General features: G+C 43.9%; 21 protein-coding genes. 12 read left to right on the forward strand and 9 right to left on the reverse strand.

Features of this window, described 5'->3' with window-relative positions; genetic code table 11:
• Positions 1-67: 67 nt before the first annotated feature.
• Genes AC27EZ_RS16030 through AC27EZ_RS16050 form a run of 5 tightly spaced genes read left to right on the forward strand, consistent with a single transcriptional unit; the run spans position 68 to position 8,508 of the window.
• Positions 68-568, forward strand: coding sequence for a hypothetical protein (locus AC27EZ_RS16030; RefSeq protein ID WP_487136288.1), 501 nt, complete (start codon positions 68-70; stop codon positions 566-568).
• Positions 549-2,765 (forward strand): UDP-forming cellulose synthase catalytic subunit, encoded by a 2,217-nt coding sequence (bcsA, locus tag AC27EZ_RS16035; protein WP_487136289.1) that lies wholly within the window; start codon positions 549-551, stop codon positions 2,763-2,765. The genes AC27EZ_RS16030 and bcsA overlap by 20 nt, the downstream gene beginning before the upstream one ends.
• Positions 2,765-5,059 carry a cellulose biosynthesis cyclic di-GMP-binding regulatory protein BcsB gene (locus AC27EZ_RS16040; RefSeq protein WP_487136290.1) on the forward strand — a complete coding sequence of 765 codons (2,295 nt, stop codon included), beginning with the start codon at positions 2,765-2,767 and terminating at the stop codon, positions 5,057-5,059. Before bcsA ends, AC27EZ_RS16040 begins: the two co-directional genes overlap by 1 nt.
• Positions 5,050-6,093 (forward strand): family 8 glycosyl hydrolase, encoded by a 1,044-nt coding sequence (locus AC27EZ_RS16045; RefSeq protein ID WP_487136291.1) that lies wholly within the window; start codon positions 5,050-5,052, stop codon positions 6,091-6,093. The genes AC27EZ_RS16040 and AC27EZ_RS16045 overlap by 10 nt, the downstream gene beginning before the upstream one ends.
• Positions 6,094-6,096: 3 nt before the next feature.
• A complete protein-coding gene (locus tag AC27EZ_RS16050; protein ID WP_487136292.1) occupies positions 6,097-8,508 on the forward strand; it encodes a cellulose synthase subunit BcsC-related outer membrane protein in 2,412 nt (803 codons plus the stop codon).
• Here the strand turns inward: AC27EZ_RS16050 and AC27EZ_RS16055 are convergent.
• The 3 genes from AC27EZ_RS16055 to AC27EZ_RS16065 form a co-directional block, all read right to left on the reverse strand.
• Positions 8,491-9,813 carry a choice-of-anchor A family protein gene (locus AC27EZ_RS16055; protein WP_487136293.1) on the reverse strand — a complete coding sequence of 441 codons (1,323 nt, stop codon included), beginning with the start codon at positions 9,811-9,813 and terminating at the stop codon, positions 8,491-8,493. The genes AC27EZ_RS16050 and AC27EZ_RS16055 overlap by 18 nt on opposite strands.
• A gap of 174 nt (positions 9,814-9,987) precedes the next feature.
• Positions 9,988-10,395 carry an ExbD/TolR family protein gene (locus tag AC27EZ_RS16060; RefSeq protein WP_421132459.1) on the reverse strand — a complete coding sequence of 136 codons (408 nt, stop codon included), beginning with the start codon at positions 10,393-10,395 and terminating at the stop codon, positions 9,988-9,990.
• A 142-nt stretch (positions 10,396-10,537) separates the two neighbouring features.
• Complete coding sequence (locus tag AC27EZ_RS16065; protein ID WP_487136294.1) at positions 10,538-11,335, reverse strand: CLCA_X family protein; 798 nt, start codon at positions 11,333-11,335, stop codon at positions 10,538-10,540.
• A gap of 464 nt (positions 11,336-11,799) precedes the next feature.
• Here AC27EZ_RS16065 and AC27EZ_RS16070 point away from each other — a divergent pair, with 464 nt between their 5' ends.
• Positions 11,800-12,534 carry a choice-of-anchor E domain-containing protein gene (locus AC27EZ_RS16070; protein ID WP_487136295.1) on the forward strand — a complete coding sequence of 245 codons (735 nt, stop codon included), beginning with the start codon at positions 11,800-11,802 and terminating at the stop codon, positions 12,532-12,534.
• 141 nt (positions 12,535-12,675) lie between these two features.
• Positions 12,676-12,852: an exodeoxyribonuclease VII large subunit gene (locus AC27EZ_RS16075; RefSeq protein ID WP_487136296.1), complete on the forward strand. Its 177-nt coding sequence runs from the start codon at positions 12,676-12,678 to the stop codon at positions 12,850-12,852.
• A 50-nt stretch (positions 12,853-12,902) separates the two neighbouring features.
• Here the strand turns inward: AC27EZ_RS16075 and fldB are convergent, their stop codons facing one another.
• Positions 12,903-13,442, reverse strand: coding sequence for a flavodoxin FldB (fldB, locus tag AC27EZ_RS16080; RefSeq protein WP_487136297.1), 540 nt, complete (start codon positions 13,440-13,442; stop codon positions 12,903-12,905).
• Positions 13,443-13,461: 19 nt separating this feature from the next.
• Positions 13,462-15,336, reverse strand: coding sequence for a metallophosphoesterase family protein (locus AC27EZ_RS16085; protein WP_487136298.1), 1,875 nt, complete (start codon positions 15,334-15,336; stop codon positions 13,462-13,464).
• Positions 15,337-15,503: 167 nt separating this feature from the next.
• Here AC27EZ_RS16085 and AC27EZ_RS16090 point away from each other — a divergent pair, with 167 nt between their 5' ends.
• Positions 15,504-16,643 (forward strand): hypothetical protein, encoded by a 1,140-nt coding sequence (locus AC27EZ_RS16090; protein WP_487136299.1) that lies wholly within the window; start codon positions 15,504-15,506, stop codon positions 16,641-16,643.
• 82 nt (positions 16,644-16,725) lie between these two features.
• Here AC27EZ_RS16090 and msrA read toward each other — a convergent pair whose 3' ends face one another.
• Positions 16,726-17,268 (reverse strand): peptide-methionine (S)-S-oxide reductase MsrA, encoded by a 543-nt coding sequence (gene msrA / locus AC27EZ_RS16095; protein ID WP_487136300.1) that lies wholly within the window; start codon positions 17,266-17,268, stop codon positions 16,726-16,728.
• Positions 17,269-17,528: 260 nt separating this feature from the next.
• Between msrA and AC27EZ_RS16100 the strand changes: the two genes are divergently transcribed.
• From AC27EZ_RS16100 to AC27EZ_RS16110, 3 genes are all read left to right on the forward strand, one after another.
• Positions 17,529-17,924 carry a thiol-disulfide oxidoreductase DCC family protein gene (locus AC27EZ_RS16100; RefSeq protein ID WP_487136301.1) on the forward strand — a complete coding sequence of 132 codons (396 nt, stop codon included), beginning with the start codon at positions 17,529-17,531 and terminating at the stop codon, positions 17,922-17,924.
• Positions 17,914-18,639: an SDR family NAD(P)-dependent oxidoreductase gene (locus AC27EZ_RS16105; RefSeq protein ID WP_487136302.1), complete on the forward strand. Its 726-nt coding sequence runs from the start codon at positions 17,914-17,916 to the stop codon at positions 18,637-18,639. The genes AC27EZ_RS16100 and AC27EZ_RS16105 overlap by 11 nt, the downstream gene beginning before the upstream one ends.
• Before the next feature lie 212 nt (positions 18,640-18,851).
• Positions 18,852-20,273 carry a sodium-dependent transporter gene (locus AC27EZ_RS16110; RefSeq protein WP_487136303.1) on the forward strand — a complete coding sequence of 474 codons (1,422 nt, stop codon included), beginning with the start codon at positions 18,852-18,854 and terminating at the stop codon, positions 20,271-20,273.
• Between the two features lie 69 nt (positions 20,274-20,342).
• On the opposite strand, the gene AC27EZ_RS16115 is transcribed toward AC27EZ_RS16110, so the two are convergent.
• On the reverse strand, positions 20,343-21,149 hold the full coding sequence (locus AC27EZ_RS16115; RefSeq protein WP_487136304.1) for an NAD(P)H-binding protein: 807 nt from the start codon (positions 21,147-21,149) through the stop codon (positions 20,343-20,345).
• Positions 21,150-21,292: 143 nt separating this feature from the next.
• Entirely contained in the window at positions 21,293-22,090 is a 798-nt protein-coding gene (locus tag AC27EZ_RS16120; protein WP_487136305.1) for a DUF2884 family protein, read from the reverse strand.
• 354 nt (positions 22,091-22,444) lie between these two features.
• Between AC27EZ_RS16120 and AC27EZ_RS16125 the strand changes: the two genes are divergently transcribed.
• Positions 22,445-22,636: a hypothetical protein gene (locus AC27EZ_RS16125; RefSeq protein ID WP_487136306.1), complete on the forward strand. Its 192-nt coding sequence runs from the start codon at positions 22,445-22,447 to the stop codon at positions 22,634-22,636.
• A gap of 77 nt (positions 22,637-22,713) precedes the next feature.
• Here AC27EZ_RS16125 and AC27EZ_RS16130 read toward each other — a convergent pair whose 3' ends face one another.
• Complete coding sequence (locus AC27EZ_RS16130) at positions 22,714-24,012, reverse strand: mechanosensitive ion channel family protein (RefSeq protein WP_487136307.1); 1,299 nt, start codon at positions 24,010-24,012, stop codon at positions 22,714-22,716.

The raw sequence follows: 24,012 nt of genomic DNA on the forward strand, positions 1-24,012 counted from the left end.
ATTAACGCGCTCATTTTAACTTTTGTTTCATATTAGTACTCTCCAAGCATTATATGAGTGGAGTGTTATGGAAGTGGTAGTTACGTTGTCTAATAAAAGCGCAAATCAGCACGGACGCGCTACATCTCAGGATGAACACAATACAGTTTCTTTGGTTACTGCTAACACGCACTCGCATATCAACATGTGGAGAAACCGACTGTTTCAATTTTTAAAAGTGGAAAAAAAGCTTTTAAAAATGAGGCGTCTGCGTAAAATAACAGCAGTTATTAATATTACGACCATAGTATCGCTGTTATTTTCGATTTATACATCGCCTACATTGTCACCAACTGTTTTTGTTGGTCTTAACGTAGTGTTGTGTACAGGGCTTATTTTGTACCCGGTATGGCACTTACTTGCGAAAGATTGCCATCGTATTCGAGACGATTTATCTTCGCGTTTTTACGCCAGTAATCACGAGCTCGATTTTGCCGAAGACAAAGTGAGTTTAATTGACCGAGCGAGCTATGATGTTATTACGTTCATTAGCGTCTCGGATATAAAACTTGGAAGACAAGCAAGCTAGGTCACATCATCACAGCCGCTATGTAGCGGCGCTTCTGCTTGCGGCATTTACCATTGGTGCACTTCTCCTGGCGCCGATGGATGCTTCAGGACAACTTATTGTCTCCTTCATTATTCTCTTCATTATTTCATTGTGCAGTAAAGAAGCAGAGTCACATCAGAAACATAAACACTTCTTTAGAGTTTTAGCGTTACTGTTAGGTGTAGGCTTAACCATCCGCTATCTCCTATGGCGTGGCATGTACACTATCACTGCGCCAGATATTGTTTCGCTCGTTGCAGTATGGTTACTGTTTTTGGCCGAGTTATACGCTGGGTTAACCTCTGTGCTTGGGTGTATTGTTAATGCTTTTCCGCTGGTGCGGCCGTCGTTAACGCTCAATAACATTGCGTTGAGTTCGCTTCCCACAGTCGACGTCATGGTGCCAAGCTATAACGAGTCTGAAGAGATATTAGAAATCACTCTTCGTGCTGCAAAAATGATGTCCTACCCCGCCGACAAGTTGCATATTCATTTGTTAGATGACGGGGGAACCGACCAGAAAATAAATCAATCCAATACAGCGTCGGCAGATAGCGCAAAAGCGCGGCGTGCATCATTACAGCGGCTTTGCGAGCGGCTTGGCGTAACCTACCATACCCGCGCTAAAAACGAATTTGCAAAAGCCGGTAATGTGAACAGTGCTATTGGCAATACTACGTCAGACCTTATTGTTATTTTAGATGCCGATCACGTACCTACCAGTGACTTTTTAGACCGTACCGTGCCATGGATGATAAAAAAGCCGAACGTGTTTTTGGTTCAAACCCCGCATTTTATGGCCAACCCTGACCCTGTCGAACGAAATTATTTCTCTGCATTTACGCGAATGCCATCAGAAAACGACATGTTCTACGGCACCATTCAAAAAGGTTTAGATTACTGGTCGAGTTCATTTTTCTGTGGTTCTGCTGCGCTTATGCGCAGAAAGCACCTTGATTTGGTTGGTGGGATTTCTGGTGAATCTATTACAGAAGATGCTGAAACTGCCCTCGATTTACATAAAATGGGTTACGAGTCGGTTTATGTTGACCAACCTATGGTAAGCGGTTTAGCGCCGGAAACCTTTGATGCTTTTATCCAGCAGCGAATGCGTTGGGCGCAAGGGATGACGCAAATTCTCCTGCTCAAAAAGCCGTATAAAGCAGAGGGATTGAAATGGTACCAACGGGTAGGCTATATGAGCTCTATCATGTTTTGGTTATTCCCGTTTGCCAGAATAGTATTCATGCTTATGCCTCTGGCATATTTAGTGTTTGGTTTACAAGTTTACCATGCGTCGTTACTTGAGATTTTTGCGTTCACCATCCCTCATGTTATTGCCACCTACACGTTATCGACCATGCTGTTTGGTCGCACACGATGGCCATTGGTGTCAGAGTTATATGAAATCTTGCAATGCGCATTTACGCTCAATGCTATTGTGAAAGTGTTTTTGCGGCCACGGGCCCCGTCTTTTGTAGTTACCCCTAAAGGGGAAAGTTTAGACAAGACATTTGTGTCACCATTGTCGAATGTATTTTATTGGCTAATTGCTATATTAAGTTTTGCGACTGTTTTTGGTGTGTTCAAGTATTTTGCTGAACCATTAACCCGAGAGCTTACTGTTGTTGTGTTACTTTGGAATGCGTTCAATTTATTACTGTTACTTAGCGTAATGAGTGTGCTGCTGGAACGTAAACAGATAAGAAGCCAGTCGCGCTTACCTGCTAGCGACAGCGTTATGTTAATGGGCGGCGATGGACAATTGCATAGAGGCGAGCTCGTCGATTTATCGGTTGGCGGTGCCCGCGTGATGATAAAAGGTGATGTCCCTACGTTTGAAAAAGCGAAATTGTCTGGATGGTGTCACGCGCTGCAAAAAACAGTAACATTAAACATTGATATTCTTAATGCCGATAGTAAAAGTAATCTGCTTCGTGTTCGATTTATGCCAGAGACCGACGAGGAGGAAAATGATGTCATTGCCTTTAGTCTGTGTGATAGCCGTCGCTGGAAGTCTTTTCAACGCAGGAGAACACGTCAAATATCCTATTGGTTTGGCGTTAAGCATGTTTTGAATGTGGGGCTCAAACCCACGTTAATCCATTTGTATCATCTGTCAGGGCGTTTGCTGCGCCAAGTGACAAAAAAAGTTGGGTTTGCTAAGGAAAAATAATGATAAGAATAATAACGCTTCTTTTTGGTTTTATGTTACTGAGCGCGAATAGCATTGCGGAAACTAAAACGTATCGGCTTACCGATTTTTATGGTGAAGGTATCGCACGCATGCAAGGGAAGGCGGCAAGCACGGATATTGCCATTCCTTTGTCTCCGAACAGCCAAGTGGTGCGTTCTACGTTGACGCTAAATGTTGTTAGTTCGCAAGCGCTTATAAAAAAACGTTCTCAGCTTTTTGTGCGGTTTAATAATGCCACCATCGGGCAGATTGCATTTGACCCTGACCGTCCTAGTTTAACGTCTGATATCGTTATACCGACAGAGTTATGGCGACCGGGGTTTAACCAACTGACACTTGCGGTAAGCCAGCATTATGCGAACCAATGTGTAGACGGCAGTGCGCCAGAACTGTGGAGTGAAATAAACGTTTATAACTCTACACTGTCAATTGAAACCAATAAAGCGATAGATACGCTAGCACTGCGGGACCTAAGCGGGTTCTTTCACCCAGGCATTGGCGGTCAACGAAATGTCGAGATTTACAGTGACATTGATGATGCCAGCGTAACCAAAGAAAAAACGCTGTCGTTAGTGGCTCAAGCCCTAGCACTGAGGAACCAATATCAACCCCTTGCTATTGATGCATTACCGCTTCCCAACGAACATGTTCTTCCCGATGTTGCTCAGGCGTTTGGGGCGAGTGACGAGGGGTTATCTACGTTTTGGAGTGAATCAAACATTGAAAGCTATGAGACATCATCATGGTATCGTGCTGAAAGAAGCGCCAATGTTCATGTTCTCGTAGGCACTGAGCAAGCGCTTTCGATGTTGTTAACGGATGATGTTATTAATGACATTAAAGGGCCTTTCTTGCATGTTGAACGTACACCGGCATTTCGCGTGAAAGGCGAAACGCTTGTTCAGCCAGCCTATCGCCTCATCGTTAGTGGAGATACCCCTGAGCAGGTTTATGAAGCGGCTCGAAGCCTGGCATTGCAAGACGATGCATTGAATGCCACGAATAATCTTATTGTGAATTCGCAAAGTAATGCGTTAGCAGACGTTATTCAAGTAACACAGGTTGTCTCTCCGGATGAGCACTACACCTTTGAGGACTTAGGGTTTACCAGCGAACGATTTAGAGATGAAGGCGACTTTAATAAGCGAATGACCCTTCGCCTTCCTGCTGACTTTTATGTGCCTGAAAATGCGAGCGTTAAGTTTTTACTTGATTTCGGCTATGGTGCGGGTTACGGGCCAGGTTCAATCATGAATGTGAGCGTTAATGACGAATTAGTACACGGCTTGTATTTAGGTAATACCAACGGTGAAGCATTTAGGGACTACGAACTAAATATTCCTGCGCGCTTTTTCCGTGGAGGCATCAACAATATCGATTTTTCTGTCACGATGCGTGCACCGTTAGCTGGGGTTGAGTGTGATGACGTATTTGGTTCACACCTTATCTTTCAGTTGAATAACACCTCTAGCCTTACACTCCCTAAAGCTGGTCATGTTGCCATTCAGCCCGATTTACGCCTGCTTGGTGAAACGGGATATCCATTTGCCCGCTATGCGAGCGCTCCTCAGTCTCATATTGTGCTCCCGTCTAATGACTTTCTTAGCGCGGCATTAACACTGGCTGGAAAGTTTGCACAGTCTGCTCGTGCCCCGCTGTTGAACCTAGATGTTACTATGCAGTCGACAATACCAGAGAATGGAACGAGCTTTTTACTGGGTACACCAGACACCCTCAGTAAGGTTGAACAAGAGAGTTTTGCCTCTGCTATTGGCGAAACAAACCGCTGGCCTTACCGTTTACAAAATACTTTGTACAACCGCGTTCGTAACATCGCTAGCGATAAGTCATTCAAACAAATGCGCGCCGATGGCGTGACCATACAAACCAATGAATTAGGCCCACTTGCAGTACTTATTGCCGAAAAATCACCACATAATTCAAAAACAGACACGGTGTTTTTAATGGCGGCGCAAACGCCTGAACTGTTAACCGAGCGTGTTCATGATTTAGTGAGTTTGTCGATGTGGGGACAATTAGCGGGTGATTTCTTTGTTTGGGATAATGCGCTTACCCCATCTTTAGTGATGCAAGTAAACGACAAGTTCGAGATGGGTGAAGCAAATAGTCGTTGGCTAACACTTCGTTTATGGTTATCGAATCACCCTTGGTACTGGCTTGTCGGCTTCTTGTTTTCGGTCTTCATGCTGAGCCTTATTATTTATCTGCTGCTTAAAAGAAGAAATAAAGAAGTTCAGGCGTCATGGGACTAACACCGTATCTTGGTAAGTGGCGCTGGTTCCACGCGCTGTTTATCTGCGTTTTTGTGATTTCAGGTTGTACCCAACCCGACGATAATGCGTTTAAACGGCAGTTTATCGCCTACAGTGCTTTGTTTATTGACGATGGACGGGTAGTCGATACCGGCAATAACAATGTTTCGCATAGTGAAGGGCAGGGGTATGGTCTTTTATTTGCCGTATACGCCAATGAACAACCAACGTTTGACGCATTATGGGCGTGGACGAAAGCTGTTTTGCAACGAGACGACGGACTTTTTCATTGGCGCTTCACGCCATGCGCATCTAATGACAAGCGCTGTATTGATGATCCCAATAATGCTTCTGATGGAGATGTTCTCATTGCATGGGCACTACTTCGTGCCTATGAAAAGTGGGGCAACACAGAGTATCGCAGTGCGGCAAATCAGATTGTTGCTGCAATTGAAAAAAAGCTCATTGTTGAGTATCAAGGCTACACCCTTCTGCTGCCAGGTGAATATGGCTTTAGCAATGACGATGGTGTGCAAATTAACCTGTCCTATTGGGTATTTCCTGCCTTCACTGCCTTAGCAACAGCGTCGACTAACCCAAATATTTGGAAGCAGCTAGCCGAAAGTGGTGAAGTCCTTATTGATGATGCCCGTTTCTCAGAACATAACTTACCCTCTGATTGGGTTCGTTTAACACCTTCAGGAATAACATTAGCCAATACTATTTCACAAGATTATGGTTTCAATGCGGTTCGTATCCCTCTTCATTCAGCGTGGGGAGGACTCACGTCGTCGCCAATTTATAACGACTTGGCACAGTGGTGGAGCAAGCCTAATACGCCTGCAACACTAAATCTAGTGAACTCGACAGCGTCAGAATATCTCATGACGCCGGGTATGTTAGCCGTCGAGTCTGCGGTAAATACACTAATTTTCGACAAGCCCTATAGCCCCGCTAACATCACTCGGCGTGTGGACTATTATTCGGCAAGTCTTATATTGCTATCTACCATTGCGGTAGGGGATGGGCGCTAAATAATGAAGTATGTAACTATGCGAACGGCGTTAACCGCCAGTGCTGTGGGAGTATTATTGGCGCTGTGTGATATAAGCTATGCTCAGGTAAAGACCACGTATAAAGAGAATAATGTCGATATCCCCACCATTGACGAGCAAGCGCCTGATACTACCGGGCTGTGGTTTCATATTCGTAAAAAACAAGTCAAGCTGGCAAACGATGAGTTGGGAAGATTACGGGTACTATATCCTGCATGGACCGTTCCTGATGAAATTTTAAGCGCCATTTATACGCTGAATAATCCAAAACGTGTCATATCGCCTCCCACTTCGGTTGCATCTCCAGACAACCAGGCTGCTGTTATCCCTAAACCCGCGGAAGATGCTGAGCTACAAGCATTCGCAAGTCTCAGTGAAAAGAAGCGTCAGCGAGTCTCTGAAGCGCAATTTGAAAAATTATCGACATTAGCAATTTCGCTGGCCAATTTTGACTATCACATGTTGTTAGGCTGGACGGCAATTGATAAGCAATGGTGGAACAGTGCACAGCTTCACTTTGATTATGCGAGTACATTAAGCCGAAGTACATATGAGGCAAATGGCGCACAGGAAGGCTTGCGAACGATTACTGATCAAAAAGTGCAAGGCTATCTTAATAACAACGCTATTGATTCCATTGAGGCGATGTTTGGCGGTCAGGACGAGCCTTACATTAAAAGTATTGTGTCGGGAAGAGCGTGGCAATATTACGACAAGCAACACTATGAACAAGCGTTGGTGTTATTCGACGTGATTAATGATAGTGAGTCTTCATGGTTAACGTATACCGCCATGGGTGATACCGAGGCTGCAGGACAGCTTGCTTGTGAACTTGCTAATACCGAAAAGTTCGTTAAGCGCTGCGCTGATTACTGGGCACAGCAGCAAGTGCAAGCGTATGAAGATGAAGCTTATCAGACCAGCATTAACGCTGCCTACGAGCTTAAGAAAATAAGGCGTCTTACGCCAGACGAACAAGCATTGCTCGGCTGGGCAGCAAACTCCACCTCACAAGCGAGTGTAGCAATCAATGCCTTTGAAGCGGTACTGCAGGTTGACACTTCAAATAGTGATATTGCTTTCGCGCTGTATCAACTGTCACGTGACGATAATACGCAACGTAATAGGTTAGCGAAGACTTACCCTGTTATTGCAGCATTACAAGCCTCAGAGCTTCATGCATCTGCGTGGCCACGTAAGCAGTTTTTGCTCGCATTTAATACGCAAGAGCCACGGGTAACCGCGGCACAGACAAAAGATGCATTCACAGTAACCGCAGGCCTACATTCACTGTCACGAAGTGGTTTTCGCGGTTTGGGGCGCTTTGATCAACTCAATAGCTATATAAGCATTGGCGATATCTATAAGGGCGTTCGATGGCAGGTGGCATTAGATTATGGGCAGCGCTATAGCGGTGCACCTCAAGCGAATGACTGGTTTGCCGATTCACAACTTGCTCAGCCATTCGGTGGCATTACTGGGTTTGAAGATACGGGTGTGAGAGGCGAAGTAGAATACCAAAAAGAAGGGGCGACGTATTACGCTAACTTGGCGTATCGCTTTTTCGAACAACCCGTAGATGCAACGGTTACTGGCCAGCTATCTGGTACATGGTACCTCTCTAAAACGACGGTGGCTGGCACGGTTTTTCGTCAGCCTAAGCAAGATAGCTTATTAAGCAATACTGGTACGTTTAATGCTGAGCGTACTGCTCCATGGGGCTACGCGATTGAAGATGGCGTATCGATGCTCGTAGCGCACAATATTAAGCCCCTTTGGACGGTTGCGGCAACCGCCAGCGCTAGCCAAATAGGGGGAGAGTTTATAAAAGACAATAGCCAGGTTTCTTTGCGTATCGATGTTAACAAAGATATTGCTGAAGCAATAAGCCCACAACTCGACTATTGGCGTTTAGGCCCGTTCTTAAGCTATTCCACGTACGCTGATAACCTAAGTGGCTTTACTTATGGGCAAGGCGGGTATTTTAGCCCCGAGCAATTTATTAGTGTTGGCCTGTATACCGAGTTGCTTACCCTTGAAGCCAAGCATTGGCAAGTGAAGCTAGCAGGCTCGCTAGGCTATTCGCGAATAGAAGAAGGTGGCGCAGCTCGATTCCCTCTGGGGTTACCTAATAACGTTATTGATGATGAATTGTTGGGTGAGCGGATAGAGGCGAGCACGCAAAATGGTATCGCGGGGCAGTTTATGGCCGAAGGCCAGTACAGGATAACGAACAATTGGATTGTTGCAGGTTACGTCAGAAAGTCGTACGCGGTAGAGTTTGAAGATATGTCAGCGGGCATTCAAATTCGATACCGAGGTGGAAAAGGCGAGGGCGTCACGAGCGATGAGCTTATGTTGTCCTCGCCTCGGTTATCAGGCTTTGCGCTTTAATTTTCTGCGGGATAATGCAAATAACCCAGCGCCGAATAGCAACGCTGCTGATGCAGGTTCACTGACATCGATAGCACCAAAACGGTAGTTGTTAACTTGGCCAGTTGGAGGGTCGTACTCTCCGTTAGCATCAAAACTGCCGTCAGGCGAAGATAAACTTTTGACGATAAGGTTGCCGTCGATGTGCCCGTTATAAAACGATACATCGGCATAAGGAGCCAAAATGCTGCCTTTGATACCGACCGTATGAAGGTTTAACGATGTGGCGTCAACGAAGTTGAACAGGATATTGTTGGTATATAAGCCATCATGACGCTGACCAACATTATTGTCGTTGTCTCGATACTGGCCGTTTTCCCTAAAATAACTATTTTCTTCACTAAAAGCGGCGTTGAAAAAGCCCGTATCAAACAATTCAACTTCTTTGCCATAAACATTGATAATGTTATAACTGGTTGTTGAAAAGTCGAACGTTATGCTTTTACCCGGATCGCTTAAAAAGGCAGAATCTATAGAGAAAACGTTGAGATTTTCGCTGCCTTTAAAGAATATTTCATGTACGTCGGTGTCGGTATTGGTACATGCGGCATCGCCGAAGCCATCACCATCATCATCACCCCAGCAGTTAACGGTAGTAACCCCATTCGCTGCTAATTGTGAATAATCGAACGAGTGGTTTGTTACTTCATTAATAATGCCATTGAAGTCGATATTATTAACCGATACTTCTGTGCCTGTTCCATTAATTACGCTACCACTCACTTGGCTGTCGCTATCTTTAGTAAAGCCTGTTCCGTGAGTAACCGAGCCTGAAAGAATATCTGCATTCACTAGTTCTACAGATTGATTGGCGGTGATATTGCCACTCACATTATCTGATAATGTTACCGTTACGTTGCCAGCAGCGTTTATTCCACCGTTGCCAACTGCGGTTTCGCTGACGCTTGTGTCGCTGCCGCTGTTTAATGCGCCATCAAAGGTCGTTTGGGTTGCGGTAATTGTTCCACCGACGGTAGTTTGCCCGCCATGAACGTCGCCTTTGTTGTAATTAAGGTCGCCACCCACGTAAAGCGAACTGCTAGATAAATCGGTAGGTAACAAAAGACCGACATTAAAGTCGGTGACGTTAAGGTTACCACCCACAGCAAGCTTTCCCTCAACATCAGAGTTTATGCCTGTGAAATTTTCGAATATGAACGCGTTGTAATCAAACGCATTACTAATTTCGATAGGGGCAGCAACAAGGTTGAAGCTGCTTGATAATGCAAACGCCAATGCGCTTAGCTTAAAATATGAATGTTTCATTAGTCGACTCCAGTGACATCAGATTCTGGAATCACTTTTCAACATGGATTACCAGATACACCGTATTTTACGATCTGAACAAAATTCATGCATTAACGCAAGAGATACTTTAGTATTGGATTACATACGAAAAAGGCCGCCATAAAGGCGGCCTTTTATAAAAGGTGTAAGAAATTAGCCTTTCTTAACCAGAACAGATACTTTTTCGATACCTGCCACTTTAATTTCGTTCATTACTTCAACAACCGTACCGTGCTCGGTGTCTTCGTGCGCTTGAATAGCCGCAGAATCTGTGTTGTTGTTAGCAAGATATGTTTGTGTGTTTGCAACTACACGACGCACATCTACTTCACGACCACCCATAAAGATAGAACCGTCAGCATCAATACGTATTGAAAGTGCTTTAGAAGGCTGATCATTTTTGGCTTGGTTATCTTCTGGACGGTTAACGCCAAGACCTTTCTCTTTAACGAACGAGGTCGTTACGATGAAGAAAATCAACATGATGAACACGATGTCCAACATGGGGGTCATATCAATCTGAGCCTCGTCTTCGGCCGAGGTATGTTTTTTCTTTCTCATCTCGTCTTCTTTCTTCTGTTACGTTCGAGCACATTAGTATACTGCCTGTAACAAAAATAAACAGGGGTTTATACAAAAACAGTGTGCTCATTAACACTTGTTGCTGAAAAAATGCTCAATTTACACAATGATACCGCTCAATCTAAGATTGTTTGTGTGAAATAGCAGCGCCTAATTGGTAAAAATACACCATCAACGCCTCGTTGAGCGCTGTACGCAAATTACCATGAGGATAAATACCAAGTCTAGCTTCTGTAGACTTTTTTGTACCCTGCACAAGAAACGCATTTTTGAGTTCGTGATCTTGAACGTAAGCTTCAAACGATCTCGCGGCCATTTCTTGTGGCATTGCATAGTAATACATTTTTAATGCGCGATCAGCCTCTACTGATCGTACTACGTACTCATTGGGCCTGTTGTTCTGATCTAAAAACATTCGTGAAAAGCATTCGCTCAACCGTTTATTTAACGGGTGATCGATAATAGGTATGTTATCTAGCCAAGCTTGTGATGCAAAGCTACCAGGCCCCACCTCTGTAAACATGCGGGGTGCGATATAATGATCAAAAGCGTGAAACCACTCATGGGCCAGTGCTCCAGCACCGGCATTTTTAGCTAATGCCAATTGTTTTTTTGCACTGTTATAATGTGCACTAGCATGTTTCTGTCCTCCACTACCAAACGCAAGTGACAGCGATCCGTTCAATGAGATCACATTCTCACTCACGTTCAAAATTTCTGCTAAGTCGTATAACGCGTCAAAAAAAAGATTTGCTGCGATCTGCTGCTCTTGGGGGGTTACCCATCGACCAATGGTAATGGTCGAGAAGTTGAACAATTTGCGAATATCCTGAAACGTAACGTCAGCGCCGTCACGATGGCTAGGGCCATTTCGGTAAAAATGTTGATGTAGTCTTGAAGGACGGGAATCTTGGCTCATTTATAAATACTAGCACGGTGTGAAGGTTTTAGACGACAGCACTATATACAGCGCTATTTTAATGCGTAGGCATCATACAGCAATATATTGTCTTCATTATTACTTAGTTAATGAGCACTTAATATGTCTATCCCCGTTACATCTTATTAATTTTTAGACGATTTATACAGATAAATTGATGTTTCTTAGTACTTCGTTACTTTCGCCGCGTGATGTTAATAATTTACAAATAGTCAGTAATCTTTACTCATCGCTTACTTTCCGCACTTATTACATAACTTACTAATTTCACTTATTTTCTATATCCCACAGGGGATATCGCCTCATTTTCGACATTGGTTCTTTTCTTGCAAAGTAACCTTGAAACAAATTTGTATTAGCTTGCCAAAGGTATTGGCAGCATTTATGTCAGCGCTAGTTGTATCGGCACTTGATATACCACTATTAAGCAACAGGGAAATATTATGAAGAAGCAACTTATAGCAGCAGGAATACTTGCAGCGACCTCAATGTCAGCCAATGCAGCCATCATCACCCAAGAAGTCTCTTTCGGTCAACAAGGTAGCCCCTTTGATATTGCAGAAGTGTCGCCACTGTCTCAAACATTATCGCTAAACGCTTTTGACGCATCGCTAGGTACATTAAATGCAGTAAACATTATGGTATTCGGTCAAATTGACAGTGAAGGTACGTCGACAAATGGCAGTACTGAGCCTGGCCGCACTGACGTGGAAATCTTTTTAGCATCTAACTGGCAGGTTGCGAGTGATGCTGCAGATACGTTCATCTTCGAAAATGCTAATTTCATAAACCCACTCGTATCAGCGCAAAGCTCCGCGCCTGGCACGTTTACCATGCTGCCAAATGACCCATCACAGACGTTTGAATTTGATGTGACAACGGGTGAGCGTTCAGGCATGTTAGCAAACGTTGATATCGCAGCATTTCTTCAAGGTACTCCAGTAGAATTCTTATTTTCTACCGATGCACGAACCAACTTGTTCAACCAAGTACAGGGCGGTACGGGCAGCTTCAACAACGTATTTTCAACCGGTTCATGGGGTAAAGTGGCAGTTGAATTCGACTATACGCCAGATGCAGTTTCAGTATCTGAACCAGCAGCATTTAGCGCATTTGGCGCTGGCTTAGTCTTTATGTTTGCAAACAGACGTCGTTCTAAGAAAAAAGCAAACGTATAATTTATGCGTTAGCAATAACGCCGATTAAGCTGGCCCTCAATTTACAGAGATTGTGTGGTCGGCTTGATTTATACCCGTAAATTTATCATTGGAGTTATTACTCGTCTGGTCGACTCCCAGAAAGTAACAGGAATGGATAACATGTCAGCTAATAAATTTCACTCATCGTCTAAGCCACTTAAAAAAGATCAAGTGTACAACTGGTTTGATAAGCATAATGCCAATGATGATTCTCAGGCGTACATTATGAACCAACATGCCCAACAAAAAGCAAAACCTAATTTAGGGCAACGCATGTTTAGGTTCGCGCAGTCGTAAGGACGGCGCACGAAACGCCTTCTAGTTTCGAAGAGATGTCACGAGTATTGCTACTCAGCAAGACTAATAAGGAGTTGTTCACACCACGCTGCAATTCTTTCGTCTGTTTTGTCGTATTGATTTTCATCATCTAGCGACAATCCGACAAAATGTTGCTTGTCATCAGTTAGCGCTTTAGATTCGGTAAAATCATAACCTTCGTTCGGCCATAGGCCAATGATGTTGCATTCAGACGGTAATATAGCGTCATGCAGCATACCCAAGGCGTCTTGAAACCATTCACCATAACCAAGTTGATCGCCAAGGCCAAATAGCGCGATGGTTTTACCTTTTAGATTTAAGGTATGAACGTCTTCCCAGTGCGACTCCCAGTCTTCTTGAAGTTCGCCAAAATCCCACGTTGATATACCAAAGATAATGATGTCGTACTCAGCCGTTCTCGCTAAACTCACGTCTTTTATATCGTGAAGTGAAACCACCTCTTCATCAAAGAGTGCATTTAACTGTGCTTGAATTTTTTCGGCTGCCATTTCGGTATAACATGTCGTTGAACCGTAAAATAAACCAATGGACAGGGCTGAATTGCTCATCAAAAACCTCTATGTGGGGCTAGTCGTCTTCATTTTGCGGGAATTCTACCTCTTTACCGTTACTCAACAAAGCTTTGCAGGTAACCGATGAAGTATTGTGTGAAATATTTAATACACCTATGGCACTGCCATTAAGCAGCTCGCCTCGCCCAATACTGGGTTTTCTTGGCTTTACCTGCATGTTTCTGCGCCGCGTAAACACGTTTAAAATAGATGATGGACCATATAGCGCGCGATTCAATCTATCTAAGTTACGAATTAGTTTGTCGGGAAAGGCATTTTTAAGGCCACTGCAGGTAAATTGGGTAATGTGAGGGCTATTTCTTCTAAAGCGAAGTGTCACATCGTAAACAAACGAATAGTGAACATCGCCTGATAAGATAATGAACTCTGGTGGCGTTTTATAGTGGCGAAATATATTCAGCATCACGTTCGCGGTGCCTTTGTGTGCCATCCAGTTTTCAGCATCGACGGTAAGTGCCTTTCCAAAAAAAGTGAACAGTTTTTGAATAGCTTCAATGACTTTAACGCCATAAATTGGCGCAGCAGACACCACGATAACCGCCTCTTTGCCAATGATGGCCTGCTGAAATTCACACAGTGCTTCCCAATCCATTAACCCCGATGGCTTATTCGGCTTCGACTCAGAGCGCCATCGACGTGTACGGGTATCAAGTACTTCAATTTGTGGCGTGGTATGGATTCGATAATCCCAGTCTTCAAATTCAAACAAGGTGTCGATAAATGTATTTCTGGCGTCGCCTGAGTTTATTGCCAACATATCCTTAGCAAGCTTAATTAAAGTTGCACACTTTTCCGGTGCATTCCCCCAACCTTGACACAGTAAGTAACCGGTTAACGCATTGCCAATCATGCGCTTCGAAAACGGGTTAGCATAGACTTCTTCTTCCCATCCACGGGTAAGATTCCAATCATCGGTAACATCGTGGTCATCGAAAATCATATAGGTTGGAATATGGGCAAGCGCGCGCTGAACTGACGGGAGTGAGGTGACAAAATGCTCAATAACACCTTGTTCTTTTTTAAAGTTATCGCGGTGTATTGTGTCAATATCGTTAGCATTAAATGTAACGTATTCCCAAAGTTCAGACGACCATACAAGCAAATACATGGCAAGTACTTCTGCGCCGCTTATTAGGTGGTTTTGCGCGTTTACAGAGGTAAATACGGGTTTCTTTTTCGCGCCAAAAAATAACCCTGATAGGGCCGTATTGGTCGATACGCTGGGTAGCATTTGTTCGCGTTCATAAAAATTATGCGCATGTGAGGCAAGCTCAGATGAATGTGATACCACTGCACCTTCAAGGGGTTCCTCAAACAAACCTAACTGTGTTATTACCTGTTGAATGGCTTGAAGCGTCGGGCCTGCCACATCATCGGCGTAAATTTGGTCCCCGGTCATTAGTAGTATGTCCGGCCGCTTTGACGCTGAAGCGAGTGACTGCTCAATCAGTGTGTCTACTTGCGCAAGTGCATCGTCACCATCGTAATGTGGTTTCCTGCATGACCCATGTAAGATGGTTTCAGGGCTTGGGGCGAAATGGAATGTAAGCGCTGATTGGTTTTTATATTTCAGCGTTTCTTCGCGCTTTTGCCACGATGTCTGTTCTTCATAGCTATCGAATACTATCGAATACGAAATTGCAGATAAGGGCGTGAATGTGTTTTTGCAGTGAATACTTACTAACTGTATGAAAGCTTTTTCACCAACCTTAAGGCAAGTTGCGCTTTGCTCACCGTCGATAGTGTTATCTGCCTGAGTCAATGCTATTGTCGGTGTACTAGGCACACTTGTGACGAACCAAATATGGCAGGCATTTTTTTCAACACGACGTACAATAGGGCCGGCTATAACAGTAGGTAGTGGCTGCATTGTAGAGGAAAACTCCCTTTTGGGCATTGCTTAGCCTATTGATACGTACCTTACTATTTTTTGTTTAAAAACGGTATGGTCGATATACTTGCTTACATAAAAAGGGCGCTTTAGCGAACGATGGTGCGCCGCTTGTTGTTAATACTTACTTTAGGAATGTACTACCTATGTTTACACGTGCTAGTTGTCTTATTTTGGCGGTTCTACTGTTATCAAGTTGTAGTGACGCCAAAACACAGCTTGATGATACTAACGTGACGGTCGCGCCAGTCAGTGAAAATAGCATACTGACATCGGTTGGAACGTGGATTAAAGACAAAGAGGGTAAAGTAATGTTAGACCCTCAAACCTCAGGTCTCATCAATGTGAACGGGCAGCTTGTTACTATTGCTGACGGTAGTGCTGTAGAAATGCAACAGAGAAAGCTGCACACCATCAACCCATCGAATGCTGAATTAGTTGCGAGTAGTAAGGTATTTTCTATGGCTACGAGGGTGTCTCGCAGTTGTTTCAGTAGTTATTTAAAAAATGCGCCAGACTTTGAAGCATTAGCAACAGACCCTGTTGACAATACGGTTTTTTATACGGTTACCGAAGATGCAACGAGAACAGGTGCGCTGTCGCCGCGATGCGAAAAGGCGTATGAGAACACAGGGTCTACAGACTACCCAACACTGTTGGTGCGTTTAAAAGTAGGAGAGGACGGTAATATTTCCATGACACATGTTAGGCCACTTCAATTCCCACTTGAGCTAAATGTTGGGAATTTCCCCAACGATGGCATTGAGGGTATGGCGATGGCGGGTGATGGAACACTTTACCTTGGGCTTGAAAAAGATACCGCTGGCCAACCGCGTATTTTTACAGTCGACATGTCTGATACATTTTGGGAGAGCAAAGAATTTGCGGTTGTTGAAGCGCCCTCTTTAAAACTACCCACGTTTTCGCAGGGCAGTCACCCTATCAACGGGCTAGTACTTTACACGCCGGATGACGCGACTTCATATTTACTAGCCGCGGCACGCAACGACAATGAACTATGGATTATCGATACCACGGGTAAAAAAGCCGCCAAGCGTATTGCCTTGTCGTTTGAAGTAGAAGCGCAAAATGGTTGCACTGCCTATGTGATGGATAACGCATCGATAGAAGGCCTCGCGATTATTGACAACACGTTATGGCTCATCAACGACCCGTGGAAAAAGAACTACCTTAAAAATATAACGTGTGAACAGCAATCGGCCTATTATGAAGCCTCTGCGCCGTTATTATTCTCACTGCCGCTAAATGCGCAATGGTTTAACTAACGGTACATCATACGCTTTCAAAGCACAAAAAAGCAGCACTAACATATCGTTGATGCTGCTTTTAGACGTACCCTTTTAGCGCTTATTCTGTTCGTAAGCGAGAGGCGAAAGTCTTTTTAAACTTCGCAAGCTTTGGCGCAACAACCATTGAACAATACTGATTTTGCGGGTTGTTTTTAAAGTAATCCTGATGATATGCCTCAGCTTCGTGATAATTGTTAAGGGCCGTCACTTCAGTGACAACAGGGTTCGGCCAAATTTCTTCTTTCTCGATTTCGGCAATAATGTTTTCCGCTGCGCTTTTTTGCGCGTCATCGTGATAGAAAATAGCACTGCGGTATTGCGTGCCTACATCATTACCCTGACGGTTTACCTGCGTTGGGTCGTGAAGTGCGAAGAAAATCTCAAGGACTTCTCTATAACTTATCTTGTCTGCATCGAATGTAACCTGTACCACTTCAGCGTGACCGGTATTTCCACTGCATACTGATTCATACGTTGGTGAGGGCGCGTCGCCGCCCGCATATCCAGATAACGCTTTTACTACGCCATCAACGCTATTAAACGCTGACTCAATACACCAAAAACACCCACCACCGAGTGTCGCTACTTGTAAATTTGCCATTATGTAAATCTCTCTGTTGCTATGCAGTGAGTGTGGGTTTGCTTAACCCTAAACTCAAGTCATCCAAGCCGTTTTTTTTAGCGTATTAACGAATAACAAATAAAATTACGCATGTTTAATGAGTAATCCCCTTTTTTACTGCGTATAGAGTGATAGAGATTGAAAATAAATCACGCGCCTGTGTTTGCGTTTGGTGTAGTAATTACAGTGCACTTTAGCACAAGCGACTAAAATACAGTGATTAATAGTAGAGGTTTCACATGATTATTTTTTATGACAGCTATTGTCCTTTGTGCATGGCGGAAATGCGCCACCTCAAAAAACGAGACAAAGCTGATTCATTAACGCTGGTTGATATTCAAGACCCTGGTTTTTCTGCTGAATACCCAAACCTTGATTATGATGCATTAAATGCCCGTATTCATGCCATGCTGCCAAATGGTGAGATAATCACAGGGTTAGACGTTACGCATCAAGCGTGGAAAGCAGTTGGAGTAGGGTGGTTATATGCACCGCTTAGGTGGCCCGTCATTCGGATTTTTGCAGACTGGTTTTACACTGTTTTTGCACGCCACCGCTATACTATTTCTTATCTACTAACAGGCAAAAAACGCTCTTGTGCCCGCTGTATACCCGGAGAACCGAATGACAAATAATACATTAATTGTTGGCGCATCAGGAGGGATTGGAAGCGCCTTGGTGTCGCAGTATGCTAGCGAAGGTGGTAGCGTTATCGCGCTAAGCCGGCGTGGTTTTCATGCAGATGACTGGTCAGATAGCGTTGAAAGTATTTCGATGGGTGAACACACCGACAGTGCAATAAAAGCCTTTTGTGAGACGCTTAAAGATAAGGGCACGAAACTTAACACGGTAGTGATAACAACCGGTGTGCTGCACAACGAAACGCTAGGTTTAATGCCTGAAAAACGTCTGGAAGATATGTCTGAGCAGGCATTAAGCACCTATTTCGCCATAAACAGTATTATCCCGGCTTTATGGTTAAAACACCTCGTGACAATAATGGATCCGCAGCATGCGACGGTGATTTGTGTCAGTGCACGCGTGGGAAGCATCTCTGACAATAAATTAGGCGGGTGGTATGGTTATAGAGCGTCAAAAGCCGCATTAAACCAGCTGATTAAAACCGCATCGGTAGAATACCGTCGTCGACTGAAAAATGCGGTATTAGTGAGTTACCACCCAGGTACGGTTGATACCTCGTTATCCGTTCCTTTTCAGAAAAACGTTAATGCGAAAAAGCTGTTTACGCCCGCCTTCACCGCTGAAAAACTGTTCCAGCACAGTAGTGAGCTTGACCGTGAACAGGCGTGTCACTTTATCGACTGGGATGGCCAAGTGGTAACTTGGTGATACGTTTCGTTGCGCGCGAATGTGCCCTAGTTCAAGACTTTTTATTTGACTGCTGTTAACATGCATTTTCGGTATGGTGCAGCGTGTTGATTTACTAGTAATAAGTAAGCAATACCACTACGTCGACGCCAATAATCTTAGCGTGTAGTAGTCACTTTTTAATAAATCGCCATCCTGAAAAACATAACAATAACTCAACAAGAGGAAGGGATATGAGCGGGGCCAGAGAACAGTTCGGATCGCGCATAGGGTTTATATTAGCCGCGGCTGGGTCAGCGGTAGGTATAGGTAATTTGGTTGGTTTTCCCGTAGGGGCTGCGAAAAACGGTGGCGGCGCATTTTTGTTAATGTACGCAGTATTCGTTTTTGCTATCTGCCTTCCGGTAATGCTTGCAGAGATGTCTGTTGGCCGTCATGCGAAAAAAGACCCACTTGGTGCTTATAGCGACATTAGTAAAAACAGTCCGAAATGGAAAATTGCTGGCTGGTTAGCCATTGCTACACCATTCATGATTTCCGTATTTTATATGGTAATTACGGTATGGATTTTTGGTTATTTAGTTGAAGCGGTAAGTGGAAACTTAGACCAATTAGCGAACCCTGACACCTTCGGCGTATTTATTAATTCACCATCCATTTTTGCCTATATGGCTATGGTTGTCGCGGTGGTGTACCTAATACTGCAAGGCGGAGTAAAAGACGGCATCGAAAAAGCGGCTAAACTTCTTATGCCATCGCTTTTTATAATGCTTATTGGGCTGGTAGTATTCGTACTTACTCGCGAAAATGCGATGGAAGGGGTGAAGTTTTACATCGTTCCTGACTTCTCTAAATTAACCGCATCTGTGGTAAATAGCGCTTTAGCACAAGCCTTTTTCTCGCTTTCTTTAGGTATGGGTATTCTCATTACCTACGGAAGTTATATAGATAAGAAATCTGATGTACCTAACTCAGCAAAACTTGTTGCGCTTATGGATACTGCAGTGGCGTTTACCGCGGGACTCATGATCCTTCCTGCTATCTTTTCATTTAACCCTGACATCAACCCAGAAGATTTAAGTGAGTCTTCGGTAGGCATGATATTTACTTATCTGCCTAGCATTTTCTTGGCGCTACAAGATTCGATAGGCTACATGGGGGCCTCTATCGTAGCGAGTTTATTTTTCCTATTGGTGTTCTTTGCCGCAATAACGTCGTTGGTATCTATTTTCGAAGTACCGGTTGCCGCGCTAATGGACGAAAAAGGCGTAAGCAGAAAGTGGGCATTGGCTTCACTTGGCAGCGTTATGATAGTACTGGCGATATTGTCGGCACTGTCTTTTGGCAAGGTAGAAATGCTAACGCAACTTGCGCATTATGCTGGGGCTGATAAGTCGCTGTTTGATATCATCCTGGATGTTTTCTATGAGACTATTTTGCCGCTTAATGGCCTTCTAATATGTATCTTCGTTATCTACCGATGGAAGAGTGCAAACTTTAATGCATCGCTAGAGGAAGGAAGTACAGGGTACAAAGGCAGCTGGTTTGAGAAGTACGTTGACGTATCGCTTAAAACGTTTATTCCATTAATTCTTCTTGTGATTTTCGTTAACACCGTAGCCGTTAAATACTTCGGTATAAGCCTATTTGGATAACAGCCAAAATACATTTCATAAATAAGCCCGCATCACAGCGGGCTTTTTTGTGTCATAGAATATGGCGTACTAATACATTGTTTTCGGATCAGCAAAGCGGGGAACCACGCCTAAGGCTTCCCAGCTATCGATGGCGTTAATGGTTTTTCCTGTTGGCGGTTTGTCGGTATCACTAAAAACAGGAGGCGGAAGCTGTTTAGCAATGGCAGCTTCATGATAGTACACGCCACGTTTCGGGTGGTTGTTACTACATAAATGAAGTGTTGTGTTACTGCACGCGCCCCCAATAATGTTAACTAAGGCGGCAACGACGTCCTCAATATGAACTAAGTTTACTTGCTTATTTCCTGCTTCCAGTGATTTACCTGACAGCGAGTTAACCGGGTGGCGATCAGGCCCCACTAAGCCTGCTAGTCGTAGAATGTTATAATGTTCAATCGTCGCTGCAATATGCTGTTCTAAGTCTACATGGGCCTTAGCAGAAGCGGTTTCAGGCATGACGGCTGATGTTTCTTTTACTTCGCGGCTTACGGCATCTCCATAGACCGAGGTGGTGCTGATGAATACAACCTTTGCAACACCGGCTAGCTTTGCATCGTCGATGAGCTTTTTCATATGCCGTGTAAAGTCATCAAGCTGGGTATTGCGTCTGCCGGGTGGAATGTTAAGGACCAGCGTTGCGCCCTTCAAAGCATGCAGTAAAGCCTCACTGTCTTCGCCAAGTGAAAAACGTATGCCTTGAATACCCTTGCTTTTAAGTGTTAGTAATTTTTCATCGCTTCGCGTTGTGGCCGTAAGCGTGCTGGTAGGTAACAGTGATGCTGCTAAATGGCGGCCAAGCCATCCATACCCACATATCACAACGTTGTTTGACATAAGCAAGCCTCTTTGAAAAAAATGCGTTTGAACAATATGTGACGTTAAGCATACCATTAATAATCAAAGTGATATGCAAACACAAAAAAGCGAGGCTATGCCTCGCTTTATATTACATTGTCATGGCGCCCATTTTCACAAGGCTACATTTTCATTTCTGAACCGTCGATGTCTAAAAGGTTTAATGAATCTAACCCCGGAATATTTGCGGCCATTTTTGATTCTGCATAATCGGCTTGTTGCAAGACCTCACACAGTGCGTGACCTTTTTCTTCAAGCGACGCGGCCTGAGTCTCAATTCTATGTTCGATTGTCTCGCCAAAACGCTCCATTTTTTGTTCGAATGCATCCATATCGCCGCCTTCCCACAACATTTGTGTGCCAAGTGCAACGAGGATATGCCCCATCGATTTAGCCACTAATGACTCAATTTCTTCTTCAAATTCTGCTTCCCAGCTTTCATCAAACCAGCCCGGCTCATCAAAGCGTGTTGAATCTACATAAATATCGCCGTTCTCGTCATAAAACGAATGGTTTAGCTTGTCGTTTAACGATGCAAATAGAGTATCAAAATCATCAGTGATCCCAGAGTCTGCCCCAAGCAACTCACCGAACACCTCAGTAACGGCGAGGCTAGCGATGGCTAAACCTTCGCTTGCAATGTTCAATGTCATCGGGATCGCGGTGTCGATATTGTCATAATAGGTCGATACCCACGCTTGTTGATCGCGGTCCAAATCAGCTCGTTCGCCATTAATGGTAAGCGTATGGTTTTCATCAATCGAAAACGAACCGCCATTACTCATGTCGACGGTGAGTAAACCATGGTGATATTGAATATTACCATCAAGTTCCATGTCACAACTTGTATCATGCGCAAAAGCCGAAGGTGCAAGCAGTGCGGTAGTTACTGCCAGTGGAAGAAGTTGCTTTGCTTTCATTTTGAATATCCTTTTAACGATGCCATTAGGCTACATTCTTTATATTCTGTGCGGCGTACCAAACACCTTCATCATGAGGATGTGCTCCGTCACAGATTTGTAATTAGTATTGATATAGCAACCCTAATGCCAAAATAGAAAAATCATAAAATACAATGATTTAATTATTTTGGTGACGATGTGGTTAATGTGGCTTTCTAAAAAATTGGTTAAAAATTTAACTTAGTAGTGAATTTGACGAAGATCAATAAGTCGTTAATGTCATGCCCAAAGATTAAATTAAACGAGATTGAGCATGTTCAAAAACTTTTAATTCGTGCATAATACGCCCAGAAATTTTAAGGGGTTAAGAGAATGACTGATTGGATTAACGCACTAACATTTGGTGTTGCACTTCTCGCCTTCGCTCTGGGGCTTAGCAGCATTATTATGGGCTTTTTAACAACTGAAACCGGTCCTAAAGGTATGCAGGAAAAAGTGGAATATGGCTTTTTCGGTGTGACAGGCTTAGTCGTTTGCTTAGTGATGGGTTATGCATTGGCATAACGGCATTTACGTGCATGACATAAAAAAACCGGCTTTCTATTAGCCGGTTTTTTTGTATCTGAAATTAGCCCTATGAGTTACTGTGACTCTTGATTCGCTGTATTCACCGAAGCAGTGTACTGCTTAGATAGCAGCGCGATGTGTCCATCTCGTTGGTAAGCGTTTAAATCAAATAGCGATAGCATTGCCATAACATGATCAAATATGTCCGCCTGTACTTTCTCATATACTACCCAGTCTTTCTGTGCACTGAAGCAATATAATTCAAGCGGTAACCCAAGTTCGTTAGGCGGTAGTTGCCTAACCATCAGCGTTAAATCTTGATTAATATCGGGGTGTTTACGAAGGTAAGCTTCTAGGTAAGCGCGAAACGTACCGATGTTTGTAAGACGTCTGCTGTTTAGTAAGTCTGACTCATCTATTGAGCTATCTTGGTGATAGGCCCTTAAGTCACGCTTTTTCTTCTCAATATAGTCTTTAATGTAGCGGATGTTTGAAAATCGGTTCAGCATTTCGTTGTCACATAGCTTAATACTATGAATATCGATATAGACAGCGCGTTTTATTCTTCGCCCCCCAGATTCCTGCATACCGCGCCAATTTTTAACCGCCTCTGTGGTTAAGCTGTAAGTAGGCAACGTAGAAATAGTCTTATCCCAGTTTTGTACTTTTACGTTGGTAAGTCCAATCTCTAGAATTTCACCGTCTACCTCATATTTGGGCATGCTTATCCAATCACCAGTATTAAACATGCGGTTCGCGGCAATTTGAATACCTGCAACAAACCCCAGTATGGTATCGCGAAAAATAAGCAGCAATACCGCAGCGATGGCAGTTAGCCCGGATACAAGTATAAGGGGGCTTCTATCAACAATAAGTGAAATACTGAATAAAATAGTAAGAATGGCGACCGTGAGCTTCGCAACTTGAATGAAGCCTGTTATTGGCGCACGTCTCGAAAACGCCGACGCGTTATAAACATCCTCTATGGTACTTAATAGGGCAAAAATACCTAGTAAGCCGCTGTATAACATATAAAGCTGAGAGCCTTTTATTAGCATGCCCTGCAGTAACGATTCTTCATGGATGAGAACTGGCGTGATAAGAAAAATAAACAGTGCAGGGAACAGGTGCATTAATCGGCGGAAGAAGCCATGGGTCTGTAGCGCGTTGTCCCACCGGTTGTTTGTGCGTGTAACCCAAGATGCAATTTGAGGCCTAACGACAAGCCTAGCAAAGAAATAAATAATGACAGAGACAAGAATTATCGAACTGATTGCCAAGGCATTGTAAAGCGGGCTGTCCGCTTCAATCGTTGGAAAGAAACGAGTAATAATATTAACAAAGGTGTCGCGTAACGAAGAACTCACTTCCAT

This window comes from Alteromonas sp. 4NH20-0056 (genome assembly GCF_057539655.1).

Excerpts from the sequence above, each read along its gene's own strand:
- AC27EZ_RS16030 (WP_487136288.1), top strand. The coding sequence starts at position 68 with ATGGAAGTGGTAGTTACGTTGTCTAATAAAAGCGCAAATCAGCACGGA.
- AC27EZ_RS16040 (WP_487136290.1), top strand. The coding sequence starts at position 2,765 with ATGATAAGAATAATAACGCTTCTTTTTGGTTTTATGTTACTGAGCGCG.
- AC27EZ_RS16045 (WP_487136291.1), top strand. The coding sequence starts at position 5,050 with ATGGGACTAACACCGTATCTTGGTAAGTGGCGCTGGTTCCACGCGCTG.
- AC27EZ_RS16050 (WP_487136292.1), top strand. The coding sequence starts at position 6,097 with ATGAAGTATGTAACTATGCGAACGGCGTTAACCGCCAGTGCTGTGGGA.
- AC27EZ_RS16055 (WP_487136293.1), bottom strand. The coding sequence starts at position 9,813 with ATGAAACATTCATATTTTAAGCTAAGCGCATTGGCGTTTGCATTATCA.
- AC27EZ_RS16060 (WP_421132459.1), bottom strand. The coding sequence starts at position 10,395 with ATGAGAAAGAAAAAACATACCTCGGCCGAAGACGAGGCTCAGATTGAT.
- AC27EZ_RS16065 (WP_487136294.1), bottom strand. The coding sequence starts at position 11,335 with ATGAGCCAAGATTCCCGTCCTTCAAGACTACATCAACATTTTTACCGA.
- AC27EZ_RS16070 (WP_487136295.1), top strand. The coding sequence starts at position 11,800 with ATGAAGAAGCAACTTATAGCAGCAGGAATACTTGCAGCGACCTCAATG.
- AC27EZ_RS16075 (WP_487136296.1), top strand. The coding sequence starts at position 12,676 with ATGTCAGCTAATAAATTTCACTCATCGTCTAAGCCACTTAAAAAAGAT.
- fldB (WP_487136297.1), bottom strand. The coding sequence starts at position 13,442 with ATGAGCAATTCAGCCCTGTCCATTGGTTTATTTTACGGTTCAACGACA.
- AC27EZ_RS16085 (WP_487136298.1), bottom strand. The coding sequence starts at position 15,336 with ATGCAGCCACTACCTACTGTTATAGCCGGCCCTATTGTACGTCGTGTT.
- AC27EZ_RS16090 (WP_487136299.1), top strand. The coding sequence starts at position 15,504 with ATGTTTACACGTGCTAGTTGTCTTATTTTGGCGGTTCTACTGTTATCA.
- msrA (WP_487136300.1), bottom strand. The coding sequence starts at position 17,268 with ATGGCAAATTTACAAGTAGCGACACTCGGTGGTGGGTGTTTTTGGTGT.
- AC27EZ_RS16100 (WP_487136301.1), top strand. The coding sequence starts at position 17,529 with ATGATTATTTTTTATGACAGCTATTGTCCTTTGTGCATGGCGGAAATG.
- AC27EZ_RS16105 (WP_487136302.1), top strand. The coding sequence starts at position 17,914 with ATGACAAATAATACATTAATTGTTGGCGCATCAGGAGGGATTGGAAGC.
- AC27EZ_RS16110 (WP_487136303.1), top strand. The coding sequence starts at position 18,852 with ATGAGCGGGGCCAGAGAACAGTTCGGATCGCGCATAGGGTTTATATTA.
- AC27EZ_RS16115 (WP_487136304.1), bottom strand. The coding sequence starts at position 21,149 with ATGTCAAACAACGTTGTGATATGTGGGTATGGATGGCTTGGCCGCCAT.
- AC27EZ_RS16120 (WP_487136305.1), bottom strand. The coding sequence starts at position 22,090 with ATGAAAGCAAAGCAACTTCTTCCACTGGCAGTAACTACCGCACTGCTT.
- AC27EZ_RS16125 (WP_487136306.1), top strand. The coding sequence starts at position 22,445 with ATGACTGATTGGATTAACGCACTAACATTTGGTGTTGCACTTCTCGCC.
- AC27EZ_RS16130 (WP_487136307.1), bottom strand. The coding sequence starts at position 24,012 with ATGGAAGTGAGTTCTTCGTTACGCGACACCTTTGTTAATATTATTACT.